This window comes from Pseudomonas sp. NFACC08-1 (assembly GCF_900106735.1).
GTDB lineage: Bacteria > Pseudomonadota > Gammaproteobacteria > Pseudomonadales > Pseudomonadaceae > Aquipseudomonas > Aquipseudomonas fluorescens_Q.
On record NZ_FNNL01000002.1, the window covers coordinates 298,067 to 316,240 of the forward strand.

13 protein-coding genes are annotated in these 18,174 nt (G+C 61.1%); 6 read left to right on the forward strand and 7 right to left on the reverse strand.

Annotated elements, in window-relative coordinates:
* Window positions 1–55: 55 nt before the first annotated feature.
* Both BLU76_RS05070 and BLU76_RS05075 read right to left on the reverse strand, forming a co-directional pair.
* Window positions 56–1,306 (reverse strand): MFS transporter, encoded by a 1,251-nt coding sequence (locus BLU76_RS05070; protein ID WP_092221731.1) that lies wholly within the window; start codon window positions 1,304–1,306, stop codon window positions 56–58.
* A gap of 179 nt (window positions 1,307–1,485) precedes the next feature.
* A complete protein-coding gene (locus BLU76_RS05075) occupies window positions 1,486–1,878 on the reverse strand; it encodes an ester cyclase (protein ID WP_092142208.1) in 393 nt (130 codons plus the stop codon).
* Between the two features lie 213 nt (window positions 1,879–2,091).
* On the opposite strand from BLU76_RS05075, the gene BLU76_RS05080 reads away from it, so the two are divergent.
* The 3 genes from BLU76_RS05080 to BLU76_RS05090 all read left to right on the forward strand — a co-directional run bounded on the left by BLU76_RS05080 (window position 2,092) and on the right by BLU76_RS05090 (window position 4,859).
* Entirely contained in the window at window positions 2,092–2,517 is a 426-nt protein-coding gene (locus BLU76_RS05080) for a YciI family protein (protein WP_063321741.1), read from the forward strand.
* 23 nt (window positions 2,518–2,540) lie between these two features.
* Window positions 2,541–2,948, forward strand: a complete 408-nt coding sequence (locus tag BLU76_RS05085) for a VOC family protein (RefSeq protein ID WP_063321740.1) — start codon at window positions 2,541–2,543, stop codon at window positions 2,946–2,948.
* Between the two features lie 165 nt (window positions 2,949–3,113).
* Complete coding sequence (locus BLU76_RS05090) at window positions 3,114–4,859, forward strand: OPT family oligopeptide transporter (protein ID WP_092221733.1); 1,746 nt, start codon at window positions 3,114–3,116, stop codon at window positions 4,857–4,859.
* A gap of 23 nt (window positions 4,860–4,882) precedes the next feature.
* On the opposite strand, the gene BLU76_RS05095 is transcribed toward BLU76_RS05090, so the two are convergent.
* The 3 genes from BLU76_RS05095 to BLU76_RS05110 all read right to left on the reverse strand — a co-directional run bounded on the left by BLU76_RS05095 (window position 4,883) and on the right by BLU76_RS05110 (window position 7,469).
* A complete protein-coding gene (locus BLU76_RS05095; RefSeq protein ID WP_092221735.1) occupies window positions 4,883–5,122 on the reverse strand; it encodes a hypothetical protein in 240 nt (79 codons plus the stop codon).
* A 415-nt stretch (window positions 5,123–5,537) separates the two neighbouring features.
* Window positions 5,538–6,461: a LysR family transcriptional regulator gene (locus tag BLU76_RS05105; protein ID WP_092221739.1), complete on the reverse strand. Its 924-nt coding sequence runs from the start codon at window positions 6,459–6,461 to the stop codon at window positions 5,538–5,540.
* A 33-nt stretch (window positions 6,462–6,494) separates the two neighbouring features.
* Window positions 6,495–7,469 carry a quinone oxidoreductase family protein gene (locus BLU76_RS05110; RefSeq protein WP_092142199.1) on the reverse strand — a complete coding sequence of 325 codons (975 nt, stop codon included), beginning with the start codon at window positions 7,467–7,469 and terminating at the stop codon, window positions 6,495–6,497.
* A 462-nt stretch (window positions 7,470–7,931) separates the two neighbouring features.
* On the opposite strand from BLU76_RS05110, the gene BLU76_RS05115 reads away from it, so the two are divergent.
* Both BLU76_RS05115 and BLU76_RS05120 read left to right on the forward strand, forming a co-directional pair.
* Window positions 7,932–8,951: a substrate-binding domain-containing protein gene (locus BLU76_RS05115; RefSeq protein WP_092222151.1), complete on the forward strand. Its 1,020-nt coding sequence runs from the start codon at window positions 7,932–7,934 to the stop codon at window positions 8,949–8,951.
* A complete protein-coding gene (locus BLU76_RS05120) occupies window positions 8,939–11,962 on the forward strand; it encodes an EAL domain-containing protein (RefSeq protein WP_092221741.1) in 3,024 nt (1,007 codons plus the stop codon). The genes BLU76_RS05115 and BLU76_RS05120 overlap by 13 nt, the downstream gene beginning before the upstream one ends.
* Window positions 11,963–12,088: 126 nt before the next feature.
* On the opposite strand, the gene BLU76_RS05125 is transcribed toward BLU76_RS05120, so the two are convergent.
* Both BLU76_RS05125 and BLU76_RS05130 read right to left on the reverse strand, forming a co-directional pair.
* Entirely contained in the window at window positions 12,089–13,861 is a 1,773-nt protein-coding gene (locus BLU76_RS05125) for an acyl-CoA dehydrogenase C-terminal domain-containing protein (protein ID WP_092221743.1), read from the reverse strand.
* A 162-nt stretch (window positions 13,862–14,023) separates the two neighbouring features.
* Window positions 14,024–15,646, reverse strand: coding sequence for an acyl-CoA synthetase (locus BLU76_RS05130; RefSeq protein WP_092221745.1), 1,623 nt, complete (start codon window positions 15,644–15,646; stop codon window positions 14,024–14,026).
* A gap of 240 nt (window positions 15,647–15,886) precedes the next feature.
* Here BLU76_RS05130 and BLU76_RS05135 point away from each other — a divergent pair, with 240 nt between their 5' ends.
* The gene (locus BLU76_RS05135) at window positions 15,887–18,172 is read left to right on the forward strand and encodes a PAS domain-containing sensor histidine kinase (protein ID WP_170867275.1); all 2,286 of its coding nucleotides are present in this window, start codon (window positions 15,887–15,889) and stop codon (window positions 18,170–18,172) included.
* Window positions 18,173–18,174: the final 2 nt, after the last annotated feature.

The window sequence follows — 18,174 nt, forward strand, 5'->3', positions numbered from 1 at the left end:
TGTTGGAGCAATACGCGAACGTTGGGCGTTCCCCTTTATTGAGTCAGAACCGCAGTCAGAAAACGGTTTTCTTGAAGGGGCGAGCGGATACGCCCCGATAGAACGACAAAATGGCCAGCACCTGCACGACGACCGCGCCTGTCACGACGGCGACGATCGCGTGATTCGGATCGGTGAAGGCGGAGCGTACCAGGCCGAAAAAGGCCGGGGCGAAGGCGTAGGTGGCCTGACTGATCGCGACCATCAGGGCGATCACCTTGGCGGTTTGTTCACGGCTGAACTCGGTCTGGGCTATCAGTGGCGGCAAGGAGGTGGCATTGCCAATGCCCGAACCGATCAACACCACGGCTATCCAGGCCACTGTCGGGTGAAGGTCCAGGCCGAGAAGCATCAGCGTGCCCAGCATCTGGATGGCATAACCGAGGCAGGCCAGTTGTCGGCGGTTCATGCCTTGGATCATCAAGCGTGCGGCGACGTATCGCCCGCCCATCGCACTGGCAGTGGCCAGGCCCATGGCGAATGAGGCCTCATGCGCTCCCATGCGACCCACCAGGATCGAGTACAGGTGCGCGATCAAGCCGATCTGGGCGAACAGCCCCAAGGACATGCCGGCTGCCAGGGTGCGGAAACTTGCCGAGCTGAGGGTCTGCTTGGCGGTCCACGGCGTGGCGCTGGCGCTGATCGGCACGGGTTCCGGTTGGTCTGCATTGTCGGGATGTTGCCCCAGGCTTCGTGGGCTTTTGTTGAAGACCAGGAAAGCGAAGGCGCCTATGAGCAGCACCGCGACAATGCTGATCACCAGCGCCGCCATGGCAAAGCCGAAACGCTCGATCAGCAACACCCACAGCGGCGAAAAGATCACGCCACCCAGGCTGGCGCCGTTGTAGGCCTTGCCCAGGGACTTGGGTCTTTCCTTGACGTACCACGGCGCGATCAGGGTGTTGACGGCCGCGGCACCCAATGTCACCCAGCCAATACCCGAGCAGAGGGCGCCGCTATACAGCACCCATAATTGGTTGGCGTGAGCCCAGATGTTCACGCCGATGCCCAGGAGGACACTGCCCAGCAGGGTGATGACGGGTATCCCGAAGCGTGCGTAAAGGCGTGGCAGGTTGGCGATGACAAGCGTGCCGCTGAGAAAGTGCACGGTCACGGCAGCCGAGACCTGGGCGATCGGCCAACCCGTGCGCTCCATGACCGCTTGCATATAAATCGGCGGGCCATAGAAGCCGACCCCCCAACCGATCATCGCCAGGATGAACGTGCAGGCCAGTACGGTTTTGCCAAAAAAGCGGGTGTGTGTCATCGCCATCTCCTCCAGGGTGGCTCACAGACTATGGGATCGACAGGTTCCTCAATTCGAGGTGCGTCGAACTATGGATGTCGAGCGATTGCTTCCTGGATTTGGTTTTCGCGTCACTCCGGGACGCTGCTGCCGGCGGGTACGATGCACAGGCAGTTCAACTCACAGCCCTGGAGCATCCGCTACATTGAATGGAGCTGAGCTTCAATCGCTTCCTTGTCGATAATCGACCAGACCTCACGGATCCTGCCGTCCTCGAACGCGTAGAAGACGTTTTCCGTGAAGGCGATCCGTGCTCCATTAACAGCAAGCCCCAGGAACTCCCCAACCGGCGTGCAATTGAAGGCCAGGCGAGCCGCCAGCTTGGGTGGGTCGATCACCAGAAATTCGACTTCAAAGCGCAAGTCGGGAATGTCCCGATAGTTCGCTTCCAGCATGCTTTGATAGCCATGCAATCCTAATCGTCTCGCGTTGTGAACCACCTCCTGGTGCACAAAAAGGCCCAGATTTTCCCAATCCTGTGCATTCAGGCAGGCAATGTAGTCGTTATAAATATCTGCAAGATTCGAGGTCATGGGGACTGATCTCCGCTACGTTTCTGTTCAAAAAAGCATAGTCATGCTGCAGCTTCGGCCTGCTCGTCGTGACGTCGGCAGCTCCATTGAGTGTGCCAGCGACATATCGAAAAATAATGGCGTCGATCTGTCGATTTCGGCCAATGCCATTCGATTAACCCATAGAGCCGCCACACGGACGGCCTAATCCATTCACTCTCAGGAGATCAGAGCATGCGATTTATGGTGATCGTCAAAGCCAGTCCGGAATCGGAAGCCGGAGAAATGCCTAGCGAGGAACTGCTGGCCGCCATGGGTGCCTACAACGAAGAACTGGTCAAGGCCGGGGTGATGCTCGCTGGTGAAGGCCTGCACCCCAGCGCCGAGGGCGTGCGCGTGCAGTTTTCCGGCAAGGACCGGACGGTGATCGATGGGCCCTTTGCTGAAACCAAGGAGTTGATCGCCGGTTTCTGGATCTTCAAGGTCCAGTCATTGCAGGAGGCCATCGACTGGGTCAAGCGCTGCCCCAACCCGATGGTCAGCGACAGTGAAATCGAGATCCGCCAGATCTTCGAGCTCGAGGAGTTCGGCGAGTCCTTAACCCCTGAGTTGCGCGAGCAGGAAGAACGCTTGCGGGTGCAGATGTCTGGCCAATCCTGAAACCGACTACAGGAGACCCTACCATGAGAATCATTCCTTACCTGACCTTCAACGGTAACTGCAAGCAAGCCTTCGCTTTGTATAAAGAGGTACTGGGCGGCGATCTGTTTTCCATGTCTTTTGCCGAGGCCCCCGAGGAAACCGGGATGCCCAAGGACCCCAACCTGATCATGCACGCTTGCCTGACCGTCGGCGCCTTCAGCCTGATGGCCTCCGATTGCCCGCCAGGCCAGCCGTTTCGCAAGCCGCAAGGCGTGTCGGTCTCCCTCAATGTCGACAGTGTGGAGGAGGCCGAGCGGCTGTTTAAAGGCTTGAGTGCAGGTGGCAGCGTGTACATGCCCTTGGAGAAGACCTTTTGGGCGGAACGCTTTGCCATGTTCGAAGACCGTTTCGGGATTGCCTGGATGGTCAATTGCGAGGGGGAAAAATAAGTCGAGCGCAGCCCATGGATGGACGACCCGGGTGAACCTTGCGCCAATACTGCGTTCACTTATTGAGGTGCCGTTTTAAGTGGTCCTGTGGGAGCGAGCTTGCTCGCTCCCACAGGGGCCAGTCTGAATCTGGCGGCCGCCCTCCAGTGCCGATAAGGACTTCGCATGCATCCAACCTCGTCCACATTTCCCTTGGGCTCCGCCGTCGAACGCGAACTCAGTCCGCGTGCGGTCAGTACGGGAATCGTCCTCGGTATTCTGCTGACGCCTTCCAATGTCTATGCCGGGTTGAAGATCGGCTGGTCGTTCAATATGTCGATCATCGCCTTGCTGGTTGGCTATGGCATCTGGCAAGGCTTGGCGAGTCGATCGGTGGGGCGACTGCCCTGGACGCTGCACGAAAGCAATATCAACCAGACCGTGGCCTCTGCCGCTGCGTCGATCATTTCCGGTGGGTTGGTCGCTCCTATCCCGGCCTATACCTTGCTGACTGGCCAGCAGTTGGACGCCATCCCCATGGTGGCCTGGGTCTTTTCGGTGAGCTTCCTGGGGATCTGGATTGCCTGGTACTTGCGCCCGTCACTGCTCAATGACAAGGCGCTGAAATTTCCCGAGGGCATGGCGACCCTGGAAACCCTGCTGCATATCTATAACCACGGCCACGAAGCCGCGACGCGCTTGAAGGTGCTGCTCAGCGCCGCGTTACTGTCCGGGTTGGTCAAGGCGGTCGACACCTTTATGTGGGCCATCCCGCGCTGGTCTCCGAGTGCCCAACTGGAGCGCCTGACGTTTACCGCCGACCCTTCGCTGTTGTTAGTGGGGTTCGGCGGGATCATCGGTATTCGCGTGGGCCTGACCCTGCTGCTCGGTGCCTTGCTGGCGTGGGGCGGGTTGGCGCCGTGGCTGCTGGGGCAGGGCCTGGTGCGGTTGCCGCATGGCAGCAGTGGCCCGCAGTTCGCGGCGCTGGTGGAGTGGTTGCTCTGGCCGGGGGTGAGCCTGATGGTCTGCTCGACCCTGGCCTCGTTGGCGATTCGCTTGTGGGCATTGCACCGGTCCACCAAGGCGGGCGGCGGGGCGATCTGGACGATCCCCAAGCCTGGGCCTGCCGTCGGTTTCATGCTGTCGATCATCCTGGTGGTGAGCCTGCAAGTGCTGTTGTTCGGCATCAATCCGTGGATGGCCTTGTTGACCATCCCCTTGGCGATCTGCCTGGCGGCGGTGGCCGCCCGGGTGGTGGGCGCCACAGGCATTCCGCCGATCGGGGCCATCGGCCAATTGTCCCAACTGAGTTTCGGCATCGTCGCCCCGGGGCAGGTGCCGATCAATCTGATGAGCGCCAACACCGCCGGTGGTTCGGCCGGGCAGTGCACCGACCTGATGAACGACTTCAAGGTCGGCCGGGCGATCGGCGCCACGCCGCGCAAACAACTGATCGCCCAGACCCTCGGTATTTTCGTCGGTAGCATTGTCGGGGTGTTGGCCTACCTGGCCCTGATCCCGGACCCGCCAACCATGCTGCTCACCGAAGAGTGGCCGGCCCCGGCGGTTGCCACCTGGAAGGCCGTGGCGCAAACCCTGACCCTGGGTCTGGATTCGTTGTCAGCGAGCATTCGCTGGGCGATTTTCATCGGCGGCCTGGTCGGCTTGTTGTTGGGGATCCTCGACAGCCTGCTGCCGGCGCATCGGGCCCGCTACTTGCCAAGCACGGCGGCCTTGGGCCTGGCCTTTGTCTTGCCGGCCTCGGTGTCGCTGATGATGGCCCTTGGTGCGGTGCTGACGTGGCTGGCGAGCTGTCGCTGGCCGAGCCTCACGGAACGCTTCGCCATCACCGCGGCGGCAGGGTTGATTGCCGGGGAGAGCATTACCGGGGTGGGGGCGTCGTTGTGGCAGATGCTTACCAACGGCTCGTAGGTGCGACGTGCCCCCTTCAACTGCTAAGGCTGGCCCGTGGTCTTGGTGGAGACAATTTTGCCGTAATTTTCTGCTGGCGGCGTCTCGACGACCAACATACGTCCTTTGCGACACTTGAACTTCACCCCTTTGCGCGGCGCCATGACTTTGGCCGTCTCCATGCACATTGCCTTGGAAGCAAAGGTTGGCCCTGGTTGTCGTTCCTCGACACAGCCTTCGAAGCCACTGCAGATCGTCATCACAACAAAATAAACAGTCATCATCTCGGTGTCGCTCCATTGAGAGATGCGATTAATTACTTCCTGTAGTCCAGGTCGGTGGCCTAAACGTTTTGCGGGGGTTGCCTGCGGATGATGAGCTTCGATTTGAACCCCCAGCAATGGCACAGGGGTACCGTGCGTCGGGAAACCGTCACTGTATTAATTTATTTTTATTTCGTTGAATTTTGTGCCAATAAGTTGGCGTCATCCGGGGTGAATTGGACGTGCTCGAGGTGGCTTGGGATGGCCTTCACCGGGCGGTGAAATGGCGCAGAGAAACGAAAACCTGTGGGAGCGAGCTTGCTCGCGAAGGCATTGGGTCAGCCAACATCAATGTTGAATGGCACACCGCTTTCGCGAGCGAGCTCGCTCCCACAGGCTTTCTCTTGGTTGGCTGGTATTGTGCCGTCGGCCTGTTTTATGAGGACCTGGCAGTGCCCGTTTGGACAAGCTTGGCCTCGAGCCATTCCTTCAGCGCCAGCGTGGCGGAGGAGGCGAATTTCGCCGAGGGCCGGATAAGGTAGATCCCTCCTTTGGCCCCCAACTCCCAGTCCGGTAATACCCTGACCAGTTCTTTGTTTGCCAACGCACGGCTGAACAGCCACTCCCCCGCACCCAGGATGCCGGTACCTGCAATGGCCGCGCTCAAAAGCGCTTCACTGTCGTTGGACACCAGGGAGCCTTGAGGGCGTACGGTCACTTGTTCACTGGCACTGATCAGCTTCCATTCAGGATAAGACGCCAGCCCCGTGAACCCCAGGCAGTTATGATGGGTCAGCTCCGTGGGTGATGCTGGCCAGCCATATCGTTCGATATAACCAGGAGACGCGCAAAGAATGCGCCGATGATCGCCGAGGCGCTTGGCAATCAGGCGGCTATCGTTGAGTTCCCCCAGGCGTATCGCCACATCGAAGCCTTCGGCGATCACATCAACCAAGCGCTCGCTGTAGTTCACGGTGAGCGTCAAATGTGGATGGGCCGCCAGGAACTCCGGCAGTATCGGCGCCAACCAGAGCCTGCCCAGGGCGGCCGGCACCGCCAGCCGCAGATTGCCGCGCACCTCGGCAGCCCCTGACGCTGCCTCTTGTTCTGCTTCATCCATCAACTCGGTTGCCAACCGCAGGCGCTTGACCAGAAGGGTTCCTGCCTCTGTCAGGCGGATATGGCGGGTGCTGCGTTCTAGCAGCCTGACCCCCAGCCGGGCTTCCAGCGCCGCGAGGCGCTTGGAAATGATCGTGGGGTGGCGCTGCAAAAGCCGAGCGGCCGCCACAAATGAACCTTGCGATTCGAGCGCGAGCAACGCGGCAAATTCGTCTGTGTGGCGGCTATCCAGTGTGATCACGTGTCCACGGCCTCCAGGCTTCTCAAGGACATCTCAGGGAGTGAGCAGGAGAGTACCTGAAGCGCGGCCGCTTTCCAGGTCCGCGTGGGCTTGTGCGGCGTTCTCCAGCGGGTAGGTTTTCCAGACGGCGGGTTCGATGATCCCGGCCTGGAGTGCAGCCAGGACGTCATTGGCGCGCGCCTGATACTCCTCGACGCTGCTGGTGTGGGCGGCAATCGAAGGGCGGGTGAGGAACAGCGAACCCTTGGCATTCAGCAGGCCCACTTCGACCGCTTGTGGCGCGCCTGACGACGCGCCGAAAGACACCATCAGCCCGCGCGGGCGCAGGCAATCGAGCGATGCCGCGAACGAGAGACGTCCAATCGGGTCGTAAACCACATCGGCCTTCCTGCCGTCGGTGATTCGAGCCACCTCCTGCGCCAGTGTCTGTGCATCGAAAACCAGGACATCATCGCAGCCCAGTGCACGTGCCTTCTCGACGCTTTGCGCACGAGAGACGACACCGATCACGAAAGCGCCCAGGTGCTTGGCCCACTTGGCCATGATGGCGCCCACACCGCCGGCGACGCCATACAACACCATGACCGTTCCCGGCCCCACCGGATAAGTGCTCTTGAGCAGGTACTGGGCCGTGATGCCCTTGAACAGAACGGCGGCGGCATCCTGGAAACTGATCGAGTCGGGAAGGGGCACCAGTTTCCCGGCCGGAACCAATCGACCACTTGCGTAGGCACCCAACGGGCCGGTGGCATAAGCCACGCGATCACCCACTTTGACTTGAGTGACATCCGGCCCCACGGCAGCGACCACCCCGGCCCCCTCCAGACCCAACCCCGACGGCAGGGCGACGGGAACCGCGCCGTTGCGCTGGCTGACGTCGAGGTAGTTGATACCAATGGCATGCTGCTCGACCCACACTTCACCGAGGCCGGGCGCAGCATGATCGTTTTGTCGGACCTCTAGAACGTCCGGTCCACCTGTGGATGAAAAACCAACGACAGTGACCATCTCAGCGACTCCTCAGGGTTTGAAATAGATGTCACTGGAGGATGATTGCAGATCAGTGCATGGACAATACCTTGGATATGCATGGCATAGCTGCACCTTATGCAGCAATCCGCTTGCTCGAATCCGTGGTTGGGCTGACCCTGTCTTTGCTTGGATTCCTGTAGTTTTTTATCACCTGCATCGCACTTTTACCCACAAAGGACTTGGTGGCAGCAGAACCGACTATTCTTTCGGAACACTGCCTTCTTGGCAAAAAGGGACGTCATGCCAGACATCGATCGCACCACCGGCCCCACACACGGCATTACATGCGTCGATCGAACCTGTTCGATTGGGCCCAGGTTTCCAGGATCCTCGTTACTCCGGATGGCTTTAATGACGGTGTCCTGCCTTTTCACGGCAACTTCCGCATACAGCCAGGACCTGTCAACCGTAGCGGGACTCGAAAACACCACGGTCACGGTGATGCAAGCGCAGGAGGTCGTTGCCAGGGCCACCCTTGGCGCCGCGCGCTGGAGCGGCCCTGTGTCCGGCCCGCAAGCCCAGCGGGGCAAGAGCATCGTGCTTGTCGCAGAAGATTTGCGTAACGGAGGCATTGTCGGTGTCGCGCAGGGTGCCCGGGAGGCCGCCAATGCGTTGGGCTGGACGCTGAAGATATTCGATGGTGCCGGCTCATCGGCCGGGCGCGCCAAAGCCTTTGCCGATGCCCTGGCCGCGAAGCCTGACGGCCTTATCCTGTGCGGCTCCGACGCTCTTGAGAACAAGGCCGCGCTGCTGCACTTCGCCAACAAGGAGATACCGGTGGTTGGCTGGCACGCCGGGGCACGCCCGGGGCCGATTGACGGCACGCCGGTGGCCATGAATGTCACGACTGACCCGCTTGACGTGGCGCGTCTCACGGCCATGGCGGCAGTGGCGCAATCAAATGGACGCGCCGGCGTGGTCATCCTGACCGACTCCAAGTACAGCATTGCCATGGCGAAAGCCAAGGCCATGGAAGACGTCATTCGGGCCTGTCGTGAATGTACGTTGCTGGAGGTGCGCGATGTGGCGATCTCCGAAAGTGGTGAGAGGATGCCGGCGGTGACCAAGGAATTGCTTCAGCACTATGGCAAACGCTGGACCCATGCGTTGGCTATCAACGACATCTATTTTGACTATTCGATTGCCTCGCTGACCGCCGCCGCCATACCCAGTGACGGCATCAGTCTGTTGTCTGCCGGTGACGGCAGCGCTTCGGCTTTCCTGCGCATACAGGCAAAAACCTACCAGACCGTGACGGTGGCCGAGCCGCTCAACCAGCATGGCTGGCAAGTGATGGATGAGTTGAACCGGCTGTTTGCAGGTCAGCCAGTGAGCGGCTTCGTCGCGCCGATTCACTTGGTCAATAACGACAATATCGCCTTCGATGGCGGGAAAAAATTCCAGTACGATCCTGACAATGGCTATCGAGACATCTATCGCCACCAATGGAATCCCTGATGTTGGACGTGACTTCCCGGCTTGGACGCCAGCTATTGCCCCAATCGCTGCGCGCACAATTCACCCTGGCGTTCCTGACGCTGGCGCTGCTGATCCTGGCAGGTGGTGCTACAGCGGTCTACGCGCTGCGCACCTCGAACAGCGCGACTCGACAACTGACGGATGAACGACTGGTCCGCATGCAAAATGGCCAAGACATGGTGCAGCGCACCTTGCTGATCGAACGCCAGACTGACCAGCTTCTGACAACCCGTTCCTCCGACATCCTGCGTTCAAGCTATGCAGCGACCGTCGAACAGCTTGAAGCCCTCGATCAACTGGTGCAGCAACTGACTGCCGCAAACAGTGGCGTGGCGATACTCGACATGCATCAGTCGAGTCAGATGTTCCGCAATACCGCCAACATCGTGGCGCAACTGCGAGAAAGCCTGCTGCAAACCGAGGTCACCTTCGAGCAGGCCCTGGCGGATCACACTGCTCGATTAACGGCGGCCCAGACCCGGGCCAGCCTGGAGTTGGCGGTGCTGCTTTTCGATCTGCCGCAGGCCGTTGACAGTGAGGCCGTGCAACGGCTGCGGGCCCGATATGAGCGCCTGCCACGCACCGTCGGCGCGTTATCCGACGCTGAGGTGCAGATTCCGGATCTCTTCTCCCTGCGCCAGACGCTCATCAATCAACACAACGTCCTGCAGCGTTTCAACGAGCAACTCAAGAATGAGGCCGGGGTCCTGGTCGCGGTGGCCCGTACGCAATCGAATGCCTACACCCAAGACTATCGCGAAGCGGTACAGCGTCTGGTTGAGGCCTCGAATCGCAGCCAGCGATGGGTGCTGATCATGTTGGGCGCCAGCCTGGTATTCGCCTGGTTCGTGACCCGGGTTTTCATGGGGCGTCATGTGCTCGTGCGCCTGAATGAAATAAGCCGGCAATTGCGTCAGGAACACACGGACAAAACGCATTTGATGATGGCCGACCATGGGAAGGACGAGATCGGCAACATGGCGCGGGCGGTGAATCAATTTCTCGAAGACCGACTTCAACTGGAGAAAAGAACGGCCCAACTGAGTATCGCCACACAACGGCTCGCCGTGCAAAACGATCGATTGGAGCAGGAGGCCATCGTTCGTGCCGGACAAGGTCATGTCCTGGAACTGATCGCCAGGAGCACCGAGCTTGCAGAGGTGCTTGATAGCCTGGCGCACCTGGTTGAGTCCCAACTGGAGGGCATGAAGGTCTCCATCCTGCTGCTGGATGAGGAGGGCAAACACTTGCTGCACGGGACTGCACCCAGTTTGCCGAAAGCCTATAGCGAGCTCATCGACGGAATTGAAATCGGTCCGGACGTCGGTTCATGTGGTACCTCGGCGTATCGACGAGAGCCGGTCATTGTCACGGACATCGAGCAGGATCCACTGTGGGAAGCGTACCGTTCACTGGTGGCGCCCTATGGGTTTCGCGCCTGCTGGTCGACGCCGATCCTGTCCCATGAGCGAAAGGTCTTGGGTACGTTTGCCTTGTATGCCAACACCGTGCGCAGCCCCAGCGCGGCCGAGACGCAACTGATCGACATGGCCACACCGCTTGCCGGCATTGCGATAGAACGCCAACTGACCGAAAAGCGCATTCGCTTTATGGGCGACCATGACGCCCTGACCGGGCTGCCGAATCGCACGCTGCTCGAAGACCGCCTCAAGCAGGCGATGCTATATGCCCAGCGCTACAACCGGCTGGTGACAGTGGTGTTTCTCGACCTGGACAAATTCAAACTGGTGAATGACAGCCTTGGGCACAGTGCCGGGGACGAACTGCTGAAAACCGTCGCCCAGCGCATGCTGGGATGTGTACGGCGTACCGACACCGTGGTGCGACTGGGTGGCGACGAGTTTGTGATCATCCTGTTCGACCAGCCCTCGGACCTGGACGGCGTGACGCCCGTCCTGCACAAGATCCAGGAAGCCATCCTGCGGCCGATTCAACTCAGCGGCCATACGCTCCACGTCACCTGCAGCATGGGGTTGGCCACGTACCCTACCGATGGCACAGACACCGACACGTTGCTCAGCAATGCGGACGCCGCCATGTACCGTGCCAAGGAGCTGGGGCGCAACAGCTTCCAGTTCTATACGAGCGAGATGAATAACAAGGTCCAGGGCAAGCTCGTCATGCAAGACGGGCTGCGAAGCGCACTCAACAATGATGAGTTCCTGCTGTTGTACCAGCCACAAGTGGATTTGCAGTCAGGCCAGATCATCGGCGTGGAGGCATTGATCCGCTGGCAGCATCCCGAGCTCGGTATGGTCTCTCCCATCAAATTCATTCCCCAGGCCGAAGAGACCGGGCTGATCGTGCCCATCGGCGACTGGGTGATTCATAGCGCCTGCAGACAGAACAAGGCGTGGCAGGATGCCGGCTGGCCGCCGATCACCATGTCGGTGAACATCTCGGCTCGCCAGTTCATCGAAAGGGACCTGATCGACCGGGTGATGCATGCCTTGCAGGAATCCGGACTGGACCCGATGTACCTTGAGCTGGAGCTGACCGAAAGCCTGATCATGCAAGACCTTCAGCAAGCCATCAGCAAAATGAAGGCCCTGCAAGCCATGGGGATCAGCCTTTCGATCGACGACTTCGGCACCGGCTACTCCAGCCTCGCCGCATTGAAAAGCTTCCCGATCGCGAGGCTCAAGATCGATCAGTCTTTCGTGCGTGATCTGCCCGACAACGAGAACGACAAAGCCATCGCCACCGCCGTGATTTCGTTGGGGCACAAGCTGAATCTCAAGGTCATTGCCGAAGGGGTCGAAACCGAGGAGCAGCAAACCTTCTTGCGTGATAACGGCTGCGATGAAATCCAGGGGTATTTTTTCAGCAAGGCGGTCAGCGCGCAGGAGATCGGTCTGTTGTTGCGTATGCCCCGCCTGCCTCACGCGAGCCGTATTGCGAGCCCTGGTACGCCCAGGCAAAACAAACGTGATGTAAAACGCCCGAGCGGTCCAGTGTCTGGGCATTGATGATGCAGTTGGCTGCTGGGCTCGGCCAAGTGCATGGGTCGACCAGGCTGCGCATGAGCGCGACCCTCGCCTGGAATCAGGCGCGAACACCCACACGGGGGTGCAGGTGTTCGGCGTTATCCGGCCTCAGAACTGTTCGGGTTGCAGTTGCAGCAGTGACGGGCTGCCGGCGCGGATGCTTTGTTCCAGGCTGAGGATCCGCGGCAGCAGACGGCTGAAGTAGAAGCGCGCGGTGCCCAGCTTGGCGCCATAGAACGTAGGGTCTGTGGCGTGTTGGTGTTCGGCTGTCTGGGCCATGCGTGCCCACATGTACGCGTAAGCGACATAGCCGAACAGCTGCAGGTACTCGACGCACGCGCTGCCGATGGCGTGGGGATCGAGGCTGGCCTGTTGCTGCAGCCAGTCGCTGAGGTTTTCCAGGCGTTGCACGGCGTCCAGCAATTCAGCGGCATAGGCGGCGCCGGGCAGGTAAGCGAAGTCACGGATCTGAGTGGTGAACAGGCGCAGGGCCACGCCGCCATTGCCCACTACTTTGCGCCCCAGCAGGTCGAGTGCCTGGATGCCGTTGGTGCCTTCATAGATTTGCGCGATGCGCACGTCGCGTACCAGTTGTTCCTGGCCCCATTCGCGGATGTAGCCGTGGCCGCCGAATACCTGTTGGCCATGGACGCAACTGTCCAGGCCGGTGTCGGTGAAGAAGGCCTTGGCCACTGGCGTCAGCAGGGCCACCAGGGCTTCGGCATCAAGCCGCTCCTGGGGATGGTCGCAGAACTTGGCCAGGTCCAGCTGCTGGCCGACGTAGCAGGCGAAGGCCCGGCCGCCTTCGGTCATGGCCTTCATGCTGAGCAGCATGCGTCGCACGTCGGGATGGACGATGATCGGGTCGGCGATCTTGTCCTTGGCCTGGGCGCCTGCGGGGGACCGGCTCTGGATACGCTCCTGGGCATAACGGCGGGCGTTCTGGTACGAGGCTTCGGCGCAGCCAATGCCCTGGATGCCAATGGACAGCCGCTCGTAGTTCATCATGGTGAACATCGCCGCCAACCCCTTGTTGGCCTCGCCGATCAGCCAGCCACTGGCACCGTCGAAATTCATCACGCATGTGGCCGAGGCCTTGATGCCCATCTTGTGTTCGATCGAACCGCAGCTGACGGCGTTGGCTTTCCCGAGCGTACCCTGCGCATCAACGCGGATTTTCGGCACCAGGAACAGCGAGATGCCCTTGGGGCCGGCGGGCGCATCCGGCAGCTTGGCCAGCACCAGGTGAATGATGTTTTCCGTCAGGTCCTGCTCGCCGCCGGTGATGAAAATCTTGCTGCCGGTGATCCGGTAGCTGCCATCCGCCTGGGGTTCGGCACGGGTGCGAATGATGCCCAGGTCGGTGCCGGCATGGGCTTCGGTCAGGCACATCGAGCCGGCCCAGCGCCCCTCGTACATCGGTGGCAAGTACAGGGCCTTGAGTGCTTCGCTGGCGTGGGCGTCGATGGCCAGGCAGGCGCCGGAACTCAGCGCCGAGTACAGGGCAAAGCTGGAGTTGGCGGCGTAGAGCATTTCTTCGAACTGTACGGCGAGCATCTTTGGCATCCCCATGCCGCCGTAGGCCGGGTTGCCGCTCAGGCCAACCCAGCCGCCGTCGATGTAGGTCGAGTACGCTGCCTTGAAACCGTTCGGCGTGCTGACCTGGCCGTCGTGCCACTGGGCACCTTCCTCATCGCCGCTGCGGTTGAGTGGAAAGATCAGGTGATGGGTGACCTTGGCGGCTTCTTCGAGAATCGCATCGGCGGTGGCGGCGTCGACGGTATTCGCCAGCGCGGGCAGGCGGGCCCAGAGGTTCGGTGCGTTGAAGACTTCATGCAGGACAAAACGCATGTCGCGCAACGGGGCGTTGAATTCGGGCATTGCAATGAACCTCATGCAAGGAAAGGAGGTGGAGTGGCGCAGTCGCGCGGTTCACGGACCACGATCCCAGGCACCGCTGACGCGCGGGTGCTCGCTTGCCCACGAGACGGCCAGTGAGAAGCCGGGCTTGTCAGCGATGCCTGGGTTTTTTCAGCGGTCGGGCTAGAGATTCTTCGCCATGTCGCGCAATACGAACTTCTGGATCTTGCCGGTGGAAGTCTTGGGCAGTTGGGTGAAGACCACCGTGCGTGGCACCTTGAAACCTGCCAGGTGCTCGCGACAGAAGCTGATGATCTCGGCTTCGCGCACGTCTGTATGGTCGGATTTCAGGGTGATGAAGGCACAGGGTGTTTCACCCCATTTTTCGTCAGGACGGGCCACCACGGCCGCTTCCAGCACTGCCGGGTGCCGATAGAGCACGCCTTCCAGTTCGATGGTGGAGATGTTCTCGCCACCGGAAATGATGATGTCCTTGAGCCGGTCGCGGATTTCCACGTAGCCATCGGCATGGGTCACGGCCAAGTCGCCGGTGTGGAACCAGCCGCCTTCAAAGGCTTCGGCGGTGGCGCTGGGGTTCTTGAGGTAGCCCTTCATCACGGTGTTGCCGCGCATGAAGATCTCGCCGATGGTCTGGCCGTCATGTGGGGTTGGTTCGAGCGTCCTTGGATCGGCGACCATCAGCCCTTCCAGGGTCGGGTAGCGTACACCTTGGCGAGCCTTGATCTGGGCTCGCTGCTCCAGTGGCAGCTCATCCCAGGCCGCGTGCCAGGCGCATAGGGTCACCGGCCCGTAGACCTCGGTCAGGCCGTAGACGTGGGTGACCTTGATGCCCATTTCCTCGACGGCGCCAATCACCTTGGCCGGTGGCGCCGCTCCTGCAACCATGGCACTGACCGGATGGTCGATCGCGGCCTTGGCCGAGTCGGGCATGTTCACCAGGGCATTGAGCACAATGGGCGCACCGCAAAGGTGGGTGATCTGATGTTCGCGAATCAGATTGAGGATTTTTTGCGGGTCGACCCGGCGCAGGAACACATGGACGCCGGCCAGGGCGGTCACGGTCCAGGGATAGCACCAACCGTTGCAGTGGAACATCGGCAAGGTCCAGAGGTACACCGGATGATTGCCCATGGCCCATGTCATTTGGTTGCCGAGGGAGTTGAGGTAGGCGCCGCGGTGGTGATAGACCACGCCTTTGGGGTTGCCCGTGGTGCCAGAGGTGTAGTTCAGGGATATGGCCTGCCATTCATCGTCTGGCCACTGCCAGGCGAAGTCCGGGTCGCCCTCGGCAAGAAACGCCTCGTAGTCCAGTTCACTGACCGCCTGGCCTTCGCCATATTCCGGATCGTCGAGGTCGATCACCAGGGGCGGATGGTCGAGCATGCCGATGGCCGCTTGCACCACGTCATGGAACTCACGGTCGGCGATCAATACCTTGGCTTCGCCGTGAGCCAGCATGAAGGCGATGGCCTCGGCATCCAGGCGTACGTTGAGGGCATTGAGCACCGCTCCGATCATCGGCACACCGAAGTGCGCTTCAAGCATGGCCGGAATGTTCGGCAGCATGACCGCCACCGTGTCGTTTTTACCGATGCCGCGACCGGCCAGGGCTGAGGCCAGGCGCCGGCAGCGGCGGTAAGTGTCGGCCCAGGTGCGCCGGATCGAGCCGTGGATCACGGCTGGATAATCGGGATAGACGCTTGCGGTGCGCTCGATGAAGCTCAGGGGGGTAAGGGCGGTGTGGTTGACGCCGGTTGGCGCAAGACCTTGCTCGTAGATGGACATGGCTGGGGTACCCGGTGGCTGATTATTAGCTCTATTGGCCGAGGTTCTCGGGGGGGCACGGGCTGCCGGTGCTAGCCCAATCGCAGTGCGATTGTCGACAGACGCGTTCACCACAGAAAAGCTCGGTGACTTATCCGGGGGAATTTATATACTGTTTGCCGATTGATATGGAAGTACTACCTGAGTTGTATAGTAAATGTACTATATGTTGCTCGCCCTATTTTCACGACAGGTTTCCTGATGATCTCCACCACCGTTCGCTTGCACGGCTGGTTGCGCCTGCAACGTGAAGGCATGGCCCTGGCGGCTTGTGCCGATGCCCTGTGCCGGGCCTTGCAGGATTGTGCGCAAATCCGCCGGGCGATCTACCTGAGCTGGCATGCGCCAAGTGGCATCTATCGGCATGAAGGCCGTGCCCGGCATTTGCCGCCGGGCTTTGGTGAAGCTTTGCAAAGCAGTGACCGGGCTCTTTTCCAGCGCTTGCAGGACGAGGAGCGGCTGGAACTGGCGCAGGTGCGTCAGCTCGATTGCTGGCTGGCCGGTCGTCTGCGCCGCGCGGCCCTCGAGCATGGTCAGGTCCTGGCGTTGGCCCTGCAGCCGGGGCAGCAAGGCTTGCTGCTGGTTGAGCTACAGCCCGAAGTGGGGCAGGACTGGCTGGTGGCGGTGCACGAATTACTGAGTCTGCTATTGGCCAGCGTCAGCGGCCAGTTGCGCGATTCGCCGCTGCTCGGCCATGACCCGCAGCCAAGTGCATTGCTTGATTCGCGAGGCCGACCGCTGGAGCTCAACGAGGCGCTGCTGGCGCTGCTCGAGCAACTGTCGTTGGTCGATGCCTCGAGCCTGTTACCGGTCAGCCACGCGCACCTGGTCCAGGCCTGTCTGACCCAGCAGCGAGCCATCGAGAACGTGGAGGTGCAGGTTGCCGAGCAGATCCTGGTCTGGACGTTCATCCCCGACCCCAAGGCCAATCGTGTGCTGGCCCGCTGTCGCCAGGCCACCGCGCAGATCCTCGCCGAGCGCGAGTCGGCCAAGGCGCGACGCCTGTACCGGCTGATCACCGAAAACACCACCGACCTGATTTCCCGCCATACCCCGGACGGCTGCTTTCTCGATGCGTCACTGGCTTCTTGGACCTTGCTCGGCTATTGGCCGCAGGAGCTGCACGGGCGTCAGGCCCACACGCTGTTTCATCGGCAGGACCAGGCCGGCCTGATGCAACGCACCCGCGACGCCCTGGAGCAGGACGGCTATCACACCATGACCTACCGCATTCGCCATCGCGACGGCCATTACCTGTGGTTCGAGACCGCGTGCCGAGCCATTCGCGAAACCTACACCGGCGCGGTGGTTGAAGTGGTCAGCGTGTCCCGGGACATTACCGCCCGGGTCCAGGCCGAAGAAAACAAGCGCCGTCTGGCAGAGGTGGTGGAGGCCAATACCGACCCGGTGCTGTTCATCCAGCCCGATGGCGCGGTGACCTACCTCAACCCGGCGGCGCGCCGCACCCTTGGGTTGGATGCGCAACACAGCCTGCCAACGCTGGATGCCTTTCTCAGCGCCGAGGTGCTGGTCAGCCTGGAGCAGGAGGGCTGGGATTATGCCGAGCGCAATGGCCGCTGGAGCATCGAGGCTCGCCTGCAACCGCCGGCCGGAGGGGCTTCGGTGCCGGTGTCGCTGATGCTTCTGGCCCATCGCGCGGCCAGTGGCGAGCGCTTCTATTCGCTGGTGGCCCATGACCAGTCCGAACGGGAGTTGCGTGAAGCCCAGCAGCGTCATCATCAGGACGAACTGGCTCATACGGCGCGCCTGGTGACCCTGGGTGAACTGGCCTCGGGCATTGCCCATGAGATGAATCAGCCACTGGCGGCGGTGGTCAATTATGCCAACGCCAGCCAGCGCTATTTGCAGGCCTTGGGCAGTCATTCCGAGGCCGCCGAGAAGGTGGCCCAAGGGCTGGAGCGAATCGCCGTGCACGCCAATCACGCATCGGAGGTGATCAAGCGTTTGCGCGCTTTCTTGCGCAAGGGCCGCCGCCGCATGGAGGCCCTGGATCTCAGTGACGTTGCCCGGGCAACCACGCGCCTGTGCCTCTGGGAAGCTAGCAGTTGTCAGGTAGAGATCGTGGAGCGGTTGCCGGATAATCTGCCGCTGGTCTATGCCGACCGGGTGCTGCTGGAGCAGGTGCTGCTCAACCTGCTGCGCAACGCCATCGAGGCCAATCGCGAGGCCCATCCCGGCCAGCCGTCGCAGATTGTCTTGGCGGTCGAGCCTGGGGCTGACGGCGGGGTGCAGGTCAGCGTCAGCGACCAGGGACACGGCGTGCCGACGGCGCAACTGGAGCAGATTTTCACCCCGTTCTATTCCAGCAAGGTCAATGGCCTGGGGTTGGGGTTGTCCATGAGCCGCAGCATCATCGAAGGTTTCGGGGGCGAGTTGCAGGCCTGGCCCTTGGCCGTGGGCTTGCAGATGCGCTGCAACTTGCCGGGGCCGACCCTGGCCGGCGTGGTCCGACAACAAGAGGAGTAGGG

What these genes read in the sequence shown, in the direction of transcription:
- BLU76_RS05070 (WP_092221731.1), bottom strand. Translation starts at nt 1,306, where the DNA reads ATGACACACACCCGCTTTTTTGGCAAAACCGTACTGGCCTGCACGTTC.
- BLU76_RS05075 (WP_092142208.1), bottom strand. Translation starts at nt 1,878, where the DNA reads ATGACCTCGAATCTTGCAGATATTTATAACGACTACATTGCCTGCCTG.
- BLU76_RS05080 (WP_063321741.1), top strand. Translation starts at nt 2,092, where the DNA reads ATGCGATTTATGGTGATCGTCAAAGCCAGTCCGGAATCGGAAGCCGGA.
- BLU76_RS05085 (WP_063321740.1), top strand. Translation starts at nt 2,541, where the DNA reads ATGAGAATCATTCCTTACCTGACCTTCAACGGTAACTGCAAGCAAGCC.
- BLU76_RS05090 (WP_092221733.1), top strand. Translation starts at nt 3,114, where the DNA reads ATGCATCCAACCTCGTCCACATTTCCCTTGGGCTCCGCCGTCGAACGC.
- BLU76_RS05095 (WP_092221735.1), bottom strand. Translation starts at nt 5,122, where the DNA reads ATGATGACTGTTTATTTTGTTGTGATGACGATCTGCAGTGGCTTCGAA.
- BLU76_RS05110 (WP_092142199.1), bottom strand. Translation starts at nt 7,469, where the DNA reads ATGGTCACTGTCGTTGGTTTTTCATCCACAGGTGGACCGGACGTTCTA.
- BLU76_RS05120 (WP_092221741.1), top strand. Translation starts at nt 8,939, where the DNA reads ATGGAATCCCTGATGTTGGACGTGACTTCCCGGCTTGGACGCCAGCTA.
- BLU76_RS05125 (WP_092221743.1), bottom strand. Translation starts at nt 13,861, where the DNA reads ATGCCCGAATTCAACGCCCCGTTGCGCGACATGCGTTTTGTCCTGCAT.
- BLU76_RS05130 (WP_092221745.1), bottom strand. Translation starts at nt 15,646, where the DNA reads ATGTCCATCTACGAGCAAGGTCTTGCGCCAACCGGCGTCAACCACACC.
- BLU76_RS05135 (WP_170867275.1), top strand. Translation starts at nt 15,887, where the DNA reads ATGATCTCCACCACCGTTCGCTTGCACGGCTGGTTGCGCCTGCAACGT.